General features: G+C 31.6%; 4 protein-coding genes. All 4 read right to left on the reverse strand.

Annotation, left to right across the window (positions count from 1 at the left end):
• Positions 1 to 21 precede the first annotated feature (21 nt).
• Complete coding sequence (locus ACTHW2_RS12470) at positions 22 to 1,020, reverse strand: DNA double-strand break repair nuclease NurA (RefSeq protein WP_442264225.1); 999 nt, start codon at positions 1,018 to 1,020, stop codon at positions 22 to 24.
• A 17-nt stretch (positions 1,021 to 1,037) separates the two neighbouring features.
• Positions 1,038 to 1,862 (reverse strand): 16S rRNA (cytidine(1402)-2'-O)-methyltransferase, encoded by an 825-nt coding sequence (gene rsmI, locus ACTHW2_RS12475; protein ID WP_442264226.1) that lies wholly within the window; start codon positions 1,860 to 1,862, stop codon positions 1,038 to 1,040.
• Positions 1,863 to 1,869: 7 nt separating this feature from the next.
• Positions 1,870 to 2,589 carry a tRNA1(Val) (adenine(37)-N6)-methyltransferase gene (locus ACTHW2_RS12480; RefSeq protein WP_442264227.1) on the reverse strand — a complete coding sequence of 240 codons (720 nt, stop codon included), beginning with the start codon at positions 2,587 to 2,589 and terminating at the stop codon, positions 1,870 to 1,872.
• A gap of 169 nt (positions 2,590 to 2,758) precedes the next feature.
• Positions 2,759 to 2,881, reverse strand: coding sequence for a 4Fe-4S binding protein (locus tag ACTHW2_RS12485; protein ID WP_442264228.1), 123 nt, complete (start codon positions 2,879 to 2,881; stop codon positions 2,759 to 2,761).
• Positions 2,882 to 2,890: the final 9 nt, after the last annotated feature.

Here is a 2,890-nt window from a genome sequence, read left to right on the forward strand (position 1 = left end):
ACTACTTTCATCTTTTACCTCCTAGCTTCTCTTATCTCTTTCAGAGATAAAAAACCTTTCATAAAGGTCTCTGTCCATATACATTTCCATAAGACCCTTCATTATTTCATCTGATATCTTGACTTCTTTATCTACTATATCAAGCCATAAAGGTATGCCTCGACTATTTTCTGGGGTTAGTGTCAGTACAAGCCTTGCCATATCTTCTATACTAGTCTTTTGGGTATCTAGTATGTCCATTCCTATTGCAGTTGGAGAAAGGGCACTTCTTATAAAGGCTGAAGAGTAACCTTCACTTCCTTTTTTATTTACTCTTTCATTTATAATTATCATTTCTCCATAGTCAAGCTTTCCAAATAAGATTTCCCTATCATATATTGAAGAGTCTATGTGTTCGAAGCTTTCTTTAAGTCCATCTCCTATCATGGAAGTTTTTATATCTTCTATAACTCCTACAAGTAAGATGTTTTTTTCTTCACAAAGTTGTCTAAGGAGTGTCCATTTTTCTTTTGCATATATATTATATCGTATAAGACCACCATCCATAAGAATAGCATATGGTTTAAAGCTTTCTACTGCTTCTATAGCAGCCTCTACTTCTAAAGTAGCAAGTTTTATATTCTTTTTATCTTCACCTTGTTCCTCAGTCTCTTCATCTTCTTCTAGTATAGATCTGCTCCTTGAATTCTCCTCTAATGGACTATATATATCTGCTAAAAATATAGGTTTATCTTTATGTAGGGTTGATTTTGCTAGGGCCTGATATGCTTCTACAAAATGTGGTGATGACCCACCCGCTCTATTGTTTGAACCATCTACCCCTACTATGCCACCCTTTTTTTGATAGTCTTTTAAATCTTCACTATCTAGTTTTTCTATAGATTTAATCCTTCCAATTTTTGCATCTATAAATTCTCTAAGTTCATCTCTTCCTATATCTAATACTTCTTTATACTTTTCTTTTAGACTTGTATTTAAATCCGAAATCTTATCTTTCAATTTATCATGTATACTGTACATAAATACCAACTCTTCCTTTAGATCTCTAAACTTTTCTTATAAACTTTATTTTTAGCTAGATCATACTTTTCACATACTATTTTTACACTAGCCTTTTTTGTATATCCTTCTTCTATGAATTTTTTAAGCTCTTCTTTTATATCTATATTTTCATTTAGACTTTCTTCTTTTTTCCCTTCTATTACTAGAACAAACTCACCTTTAGGATCTACCTTATTAAAGTGCTCTATTCGCTCTATTATATCAGACCTTAGGATTTCTTCATAGACCTTAGTAAGTTCCCTTACAATAGCTATCTTTCTATTTCCAAATGTAGAAAGCATATCTTTTAATGTGTCTTTTAGTCTATGTGGAGATTCGTAGATTACTAGAGTATTCTTTTCTTCTCCCAAAAGCTTTAGTCTATCTACTCTTTCCTTTTTCTTGGAAGGAAGAAAACCTTCAAATGTAAACCTTCTTGTAGAAAGGCCTGAACTTACTAGCGCTGTTATAAGTGCTGTAGCCCCAGGAAGTGCTACAACCTCTATTTCATTTTCTATAGCTAGTCCTATAAGCGTTTGGCCAGGATCAGATATGCCTGGCATACCTGCATCACTTATTTGGGCTATATTTTCTCCTTGTAAAAGTTTCTCTATAAGTTCTTGTCCTTTTTCTCTTTCATTATGTTCATGATAAGATGTGAGGGGCTTTTTTATATCATAATGATTTAAAAGCTTTAAACTATGCCTTGTATCTTCCGCAGCTATCAAATCTACCTCTTCTAAGACTTTTAAAGTCCTTATAGTTATATCTTCTAGGTTTCCTATTGGAGTTGGACAAATATAAAGTTTTCCCTTTTCCATTTTTATCCTACTTTCTATCGTATATTTTATATATTTCTTCAGTATAAGTACTATCTTTATTATACACTATTAGTGGTTTTAAAAATTTCAAATCTGCCCTTCCACCCTTTACTCCTTCTATAAGAACAAGATTTGGAGGCCTTTCAGGTTTAGGGTAAACAAATCTGATCCTCTTTGGTTCAATACCATATTTTCTTAGGTTCATAAATATATCAGTAAGCCTATCTGGCCTGTGTACTAAAAAAAGTTTTCCTTGAGGTTTTAAAAGATAACCTGATGTTTTTATTATATCTTCTAGATTACAGCTTATTTCGTGTCTAGATATGGCAAAGTTTTCTCTTTTATTTATTACAGCGCCTCCAGCTTTTAAATAAGGTGGTTTTGAAATAACTGTATCAAAATGAGCTTTAGGAAACTTTTCATCTATCTTTTTTAAATCCATATTTAAAATCTCAATTCTTTCTTCTAAACCATTTAGTTTTATACTTCTTTTTGCCCTATCAAAAACTTCTTTTTGAATTTCTATTCCGTATATTTTTTTAACTTTCTTTTTTTCTATAAGTCTGAGAGGTATAATGCCTGAACCTGTTCCTAAATCTATTACAAGTCCTTTTGCTTTAGCAAAGTCTGAAATAAATATAGCATCCGTTCCATATGAAAAAGAGTTTTTATCTTGTATGATTTTAAACTTTGTACCTGGCACTATATCTATTCTTTCGTCTACCATAAGTTTATCTCCTTTTATATAAAAAAAGCTTCTATCGAATAAATCAAAAGAAGCATTTTTTCTCATATTAAATAAGTTTTACGTGGATTTTCTTTATAATTTTTTTATAAATAAAACTTTTTATTCTTTATAGCAAAAAAGACCCGTACGGGTCTTTTTATATCTCGTTTTACTCTGGTTGAGGTGCATCAACTGGACAAACATCGTTACATGCTGCACAATCTATACATGCATCAGCGTCTATTATGTATATATCTCCTGCTGTTATCGCATCTGTTGGACACTCATCTATACAATCACC

The organism is Tissierella sp. (assembly GCF_052089545.1).
GTDB lineage: Bacteria > Bacillota > Clostridia > Tissierellales > Tissierellaceae > Tissierella_A.

What these genes read in the sequence shown, in the direction of transcription:
- ACTHW2_RS12470 (WP_442264225.1), bottom strand. Translation starts at nt 1,020, where the DNA reads ATGTACAGTATACATGATAAATTGAAAGATAAGATTTCGGATTTAAAT.
- rsmI (WP_442264226.1), bottom strand. Translation starts at nt 1,862, where the DNA reads ATGGAAAAGGGAAAACTTTATATTTGTCCAACTCCAATAGGAAACCTA.
- ACTHW2_RS12480 (WP_442264227.1), bottom strand. Translation starts at nt 2,589, where the DNA reads ATGGTAGACGAAAGAATAGATATAGTGCCAGGTACAAAGTTTAAAATC.